The 5,737-nt window shown below is 74.1% G+C and carries 6 protein-coding genes; 4 read left to right on the forward strand and 2 right to left on the reverse strand.

What is annotated here, in order from left to right:
- Positions 1–410: hypothetical protein (locus tag L0H79_RS20035; protein ID WP_301486405.1), on the reverse strand; the 410-nt coding region annotated here is incomplete at its 3' end.
- A 94-nt stretch (positions 411–504) separates the two neighbouring features.
- Complete coding sequence (locus L0H79_RS20040) at positions 505–2,088, reverse strand: CDP-alcohol phosphatidyltransferase (RefSeq protein ID WP_301486406.1); 1,584 nt, start codon at positions 2,086–2,088, stop codon at positions 505–507.
- Between the two features lie 208 nt (positions 2,089–2,296).
- Here L0H79_RS20040 and L0H79_RS20045 point away from each other — a divergent pair, with 208 nt between their 5' ends.
- The 4 genes from L0H79_RS20045 to L0H79_RS20060 all read left to right on the forward strand — a co-directional run.
- Positions 2,297–3,280 carry a zinc-binding alcohol dehydrogenase gene (locus L0H79_RS20045; protein WP_301486407.1) on the forward strand — a complete coding sequence of 328 codons (984 nt, stop codon included), beginning with the start codon at positions 2,297–2,299 and terminating at the stop codon, positions 3,278–3,280.
- Between the two features lie 4 nt (positions 3,281–3,284).
- A complete protein-coding gene (locus L0H79_RS20050) occupies positions 3,285–3,692 on the forward strand; it encodes a 6-carboxytetrahydropterin synthase (protein WP_301486408.1) in 408 nt (135 codons plus the stop codon).
- The gene (locus tag L0H79_RS20055; protein ID WP_301486409.1) at positions 3,689–4,906 is read left to right on the forward strand and encodes a glycosyltransferase family 4 protein; all 1,218 of its coding nucleotides are present in this window, start codon (positions 3,689–3,691) and stop codon (positions 4,904–4,906) included. Before L0H79_RS20050 ends, L0H79_RS20055 begins: the two co-directional genes overlap by 4 nt.
- The coding region (locus L0H79_RS20060; protein ID WP_301486410.1) for a lysylphosphatidylglycerol synthase transmembrane domain-containing protein at positions 4,903–5,737 on the forward strand (835 nt) is incomplete at its 3' end. The genes L0H79_RS20055 and L0H79_RS20060, both read left to right, overlap by 4 nt.

Here is a 5,737-nt window from a genome sequence, read left to right on the forward strand (position 1 = left end):
GGCCCCTTGCCGCCCGCGCCCGGGCTCCCCACACTGCCTGGGGGGGGCCGCGGCGCACCCCGAAATGCCTGGGCGAGCCCGACGAGCCCGAGGACGATCGCGACCGCCTCGGAGACGGCCGCCGCCCAGATCGGGAAGCCGGACCACTGCTCGTGCACCCCGAACAGCCCGACCGTCGCCGAGACGACGAAGCCGGCCAGGGTCAGCACGCCGAAGCCGAGCAGCAGGAAGAACGGCGCCCAGTGGTGCCAGACCAGCAGCAGCACCGCGATGACGACACCCGCGACGACATTCACGATGAAGGCCGGTCCGACCACCGCCAGGGTGTTGTACCCGTTGAACACCAGCTCCCAGAAGTGCACGGCAGCCGACACGAGTGCCGCCACCGCCCCGATCACCCGTAGTGTCATGGTTCCTTGTCCTTTCAACTTCCGTTCCCTTCCCCTCAACACCGGCTCGCCCGGTTGTCATCTCCGACGGGCCCGGCCGGTCCCATGTCCCCTCCTATCCGAAGTCGGTCAGGATCCGGTCGCGCAGCGCACTCATAGGCCACACCGGCGCATCCGAAGCCGGCGCCAACCCGGGGTCCCAGCCCCACCCGGCGACCTGCGCCAGCAATGCCGGGTCATGGGCGATGACCATCGCCGGTACCTGGTGGCTCGCTCCCGGACGGGTCACCGAGCTGTTCGGCTGGTGGTCGCCCATGGCGATGATCACGAGGTCGGGGTCGTTGCTCGTCGCCGCGAAGGAGGCCAGCGTGCGCATCGCATAGGCGACCGTCTGGGCGTAGACCTGCCGCGGGTCGGCGGTCCGGTCGCCCGGCAGGTCCGGCGAGGCCCCGGCGGGCTGCCCGAAGACCGACCCGTCGCCGAGGCTGCCCCACGGCAGCAGGGGCGGCGGCGGAGTCCACGGGTAGTGGCTGGAGAGCAGGTCGATCTCGGCCATGACCGGGGGCCGGTGCCCGGGGGTCAGCTCACGGTCCCGGAAGGCCTGCAGCGTGTACTGGTCCGGCATCGTCGCGTAGCCGAAGCGCGGCCCGCGGTAGCCGACGTTCTCGGCGGTGTAGAGCGTGTCGAACCGGTAGAAGGACCGCCCCGGCAGCCACGTCCGGGTCGTCGCCGGCACGTCGAAGACGGTCCGCCAGCCCGCCTTGCCGAACGCGCGGGCCAAGGTCAACCGGTCGGTCGTGAGCAGGTGGTCGTAGCGCTGCTGGCTGTCCACCCACAGCCCGGCCTCGACGCTCGAGTGCGCCAGCCAGCTCGCGCCGCCGAACGTCGGCGAGGTCAGGTAGGCGCTCCGCGCCGAGAACCCGGCCGCGCCCAGCTCGCGGCCGGCCCGGGCCAGGGCCGGGCGCACTGTCGCCGCGACCTCGGGGTCGTCCAGCGCGACCCGGCCGTAGCTCTCGACGAAGACGAGCAGGACGTCCTTGCCGCGCAGCCGGGTCAGCAGCCGGTCGCCGGGGACCGCGGCGAACGGGTCGGCCGCGACCTGCCGCGCGAAGGTGCCGCGGTCGGTGAGGTCGTGGCGCAGCCGGGTCGCGGTGTCCCAGACCAGGCGGCTGCTTCCGGCCGAGGCCAGCGTCACCCCGGACGAGAACGCCGCGCCGGTCAGGGCCGCGACGATCCAGACCGCAGTCAGGGCCGCCAGCACCTTCGCGACCCGCCGCCTGCGCCGTGCCAGTGCCCCCATGACCCGGACCGCGGCGAGCGGCAGCACCACGAGCACCGCAGCCGCGAGCACACCAGTGCCGATCGTGATCAGCCTCGCCCGGCCCGGGCCCACCCAGTCGGTGAGCACCCCGACGGCCGGCCCGAGGTACGACCAGTCGGTCAGTGCGTCGAAGGGCCGGCCCAAGGAGGCGTGGAAACCCAGGTTCAGCGCCTTGAGCAGCACGACGGCGCCGAGCAGCAGCCCCACCACGACGGCCGTGACCCGCAGCGCCCGACCGCGCAGGGCCAGGGCGAGCAGCACGATGACGAGGACCTCGACCGGCAACCGCAACAGCTCGGCGAGGCCCTGGCCGGTCAGGACGGCCGGCATGGCCAGCGCCGCCCAGAGCAGCGCACCCGCCAGCACGGTGAGCGCCATACCGACGACGGTGCGCGCCACCTGGGCCCGCGACGGTCCCGGGCTGGGCGATGGGCCTATGCGCTCAGGCTCGGGTGAGGGCACCGCGTACCTCCGTACTCATGTGTCTACAGTAAATACGTCACTGCGAGACAAACCTGCATGAACCGTCGAGGTTTCATCCTCCCGGCATGGAGCCTGGGCGCCGACCACTGAAAGGGGGCTTCGGTTGCCGCACGACGCGAGGGCCTTCTGGGTGACCACGCCGGGCTGCGGCGAGATCCGCGCCACGACGGAGGCGGATCCCGGGCCCGACGAGGTGCTGGTGCGCACGCTGTTCAGTGGGGTCAGCCGCGGCACTGAGGCGCTCGTGTTCCGTGGCGGCATCCCGCCGAGCCAGTCCACCTCCATGCGCGCGCCCTTCCAGGAGGGCGAGTTCCCCGGGCCGGTCAAGTACGGCTACCTCAACGTCGGACGCGTCGTGGCCGGTGACGAGCGGCTGCGCGGGCGCACGGTGTTCTGCCTCTACCCGCACCAGACGGTCTACGTGGTCCCGGCCGCCGCGGTCGTGCCGGTCCCCGATCAGGTCCCCGCCCGACGGGCCGTCCTGGCCGGCACGGTGGAGACCGCGGTCAACGCCCTGTGGGATGCTGCGCCGCTCGTGGGTGACCGGGTCGCGGTCGTCGGCGCCGGGATGGTCGGGTGCTGCGTCGCCCGGCTGCTGGCCGGGATCCCGGGAGTGGACGTCATGCTGTATGACGTCGACGGCTCGCGCGCCGAGGTGGCGCGCCTGCTCGGCGTCGGGTTCGCCTGCGCACCGGACCGGGTCGGCGACTGCGACCTGGTCTTCCACGCCAGCACGTCCGGCGACGGGCTACGGCTGTCGCTCGACCTGCTCGCCGACGAGGGCCGGGTGGTCGAGCTGAGCTGGTACGGCGACACCCCGGTCGAGGTCGGGCTCGGCGGGCGGTTCCACTCCGCCCGGCTCGGCATCGTGGCGAGCCAGGTCGGCATGGTCGCACCGGCCCGGCGCGGTCGGCGCAGCCCCCGGGACCGGCTGGCGCTCGCCCTGGGACTGCTGCGCGACCCTGCCTTCGACGCGCTGCTGAGCGGCACGTCGACGTTCGATGAGCTTCCGAGGGTCCTGCCCCGGCTCGCCGACGGCACCCTGTCTGCGGTGTGCCACACCATCAGCTACCCCGACGGAGGATGAGGGCATGTACACCGTGACAGTCCGCGACCACATCATGATCGCCCACAGTCTGCGCGGCGAGGTCTTCGGCCCGTCCCAGCGGCTGCACGGCGCGACGTATGTCGTCGACGCCGCCTTCCGGGGTGGCGAGCTGGACGACGACCAGATCCTCGTCGACATCGGGCAGGCCGCGGCGCAGCTGCGCGGGGTGCTGGACGGGCTGGACCGGCGCAACCTCGACGACGAGGCGGTGTTCGCGGATCGCAACTCGACGACGGAGGCGGTGGCCCGGTACATCGCCGACCGGCTGGCCGAGCTGGCCTCGACGGGGGCGCTCGGCCCGGCCGGCCGCCACCTGAGCTCGGTTCTGGTGACCCTGCACGAGTCGCCGGTCGCGTGGGCGTCCTACGAGCGGTCCCTGGAGCCCGGATGACGGGTCCTGGAGCCGGGATGAGCGGCGCGGCCGAGGTCGTCGTCGTCCTGCCGGACGGCCTCGACGACCCGCGTCGACCCAGCGGCGGCAACCGCTACGACCGGCAGGTCTGCACCGGGCTGCGGACGCTCGGCTGGTCGGTCCACGAGACGGTGGTGCCGGGCGCCTGGCCGCATCCGGACGGTGCCGCGCGCGACGCGCTGGCCGCTGCGCTGGGGACCGCGCCGGGGACGGCAGGGGGGACGGCAGTGGGAACCGGTGCCGACGACCCCGGCGGCCGACCGGTCGTGCTCGTCGACGGGATGCTCGCCTCCGGCGCTGGTGACATCGTGGCGGCTACGGCGCGGAACCGTCCGGTCGTGGTCCTGGTCCACCTGCCGTTCGGGTCCGTGGAGCCATCCCTGGCTCCTGCCGAGCGGCTCATGCTCTCGCAGGTGGCAGCGGTCGTCACCACCAGCCGGTGGGCACGGCAGTACCTCGTGGACACCTATCGGCTGCCCGCCGACCGGGTCCACGTCGCGCCACCCGGTGCGGACGGCGCGCGCGCGGACGGAATGGACCGCGTGACGGGCGTCGGCGGCATACCTGCTGGCGGTGGGCGGCTGCTGTGCGTGGCCGCGGTGACGCGCCTCAAGGGCCTCGACGTGCTGGTTGACGCGCTCACGGCACTGGCCGGGGCCTCCCGGAGCGCTGGCCCCGGCGAGCGCGACTGGCGCTGCACGTGCGTCGGCGCCCTCGACCTCGAGCCCGCGTTCGTGGCGCGCCTGCGGGCGGCCGTCGAGGAAGGCGGGCTCGCCGGGCGGGTCGCCTTCACCGGCCCGCTGGACCGCGATGGCCTCGATGCCGCGTACGACGCGGCCGACCTGCTCGTGCTGCCCTCCCGGACGGAGAGCTGGGGCATGGTCGTCACCGAGGCCTTGGCGCGGGGAGTCCCCGTGGTGGCCAGCGATGTCGGTGGGGTCCCGGAGTCCCTGGGCCGCGGCCCGGACGGCATCCGGCCGGGGCTGCTCGTCCCCCCGGGCGACCCGAGCGCGTTGGCCGACGCGCTCACCTGCTGGCTGACCGACCCGGAGCTGCGGCGTCGCCTGCGCACGGCGGCCGCTGCGCGCCGGGCCCACCTGCCGGGCTGGGACCACCCTGCGGCGCTGGTGTCCGGCGCGCTGTCGGTGGTGCTGGCCGACCGCGCCGTCACCGTCGGTGCGAGGCGGTGGTGACCATCGCCACCACGGTCGAGCTCCCCGTCGAGAGGCCTGCGCCACAGGGTCGGTGGCGCAGTTGGCTGCGGCTCGCCGTCGCGGTGGGCGTCCTCTCCCTGCTGGTCGTCCGGTTCGGCTCCGGGCCCTTCGTCGACGCGTTCCGGGCCGCCGACCCCGCCGTTCTGTTGGCCGCAGTCGGCGTCGCCGCGGTGACGACCGTGTGCTGCGCCTACCGGTGGTGTGCGGTCGGTGCCGGGGTCGGCGTGCCGATGCGCCTCATCCAGGCCGTCCCCGCGTACTACCGGTCCCAGTTCCTCAACGCCACGCTGCCAGGAGGCGTGCTCGGAGACGTGGACCGGGGACTGCGGCAGCGCCCCGAGGGCGGGTCGCGAGGCACCGGGCTGCGCGCCGTCGCGTGGGAACGCTCGCTCGGCCAGCTCGTCCAGGTGCTCCTGGCCGTCGTGGTGCTGCTCGGGGTCCCGTCGCCCCTGCGCGCCAGGCTCGTCGGCGGAGCACTCGACCCGAGCTTCGGCCTGCGCACCGTCGTGTCGGTGGCGGGAATCGTCGCCGTGGTCGGCACCGTCGTCGTGTCCCTCCGGGCGCGGCGTCGGCGGTGCGTCGGTGCTCACCCGCGGCGGGTCCTCGCCGCGGACTGGCGCGGCATCCGGGCCGTGCCCGGCGGCCTGCCGGTCGTCGCCGTCACCTCGGTCCTGGCGGTCGGCGGACACGTGGCCGTCTTCCTCCTCGCGGCGCGCAGTATCAACCCGGACCTGCCGCTGGCCGTGCTCGTGCCCTCGGCCCTGCTGGTTCTCGTCGTCGGCGCGCTCCCGGTCAACCTGGCCGGGTGGG

The organism is Intrasporangium sp. (genome assembly GCF_030452765.1).
In the GTDB taxonomy this organism is placed as follows: Bacteria; Actinomycetota; Actinomycetes; order Actinomycetales; family Dermatophilaceae; genus Intrasporangium_A.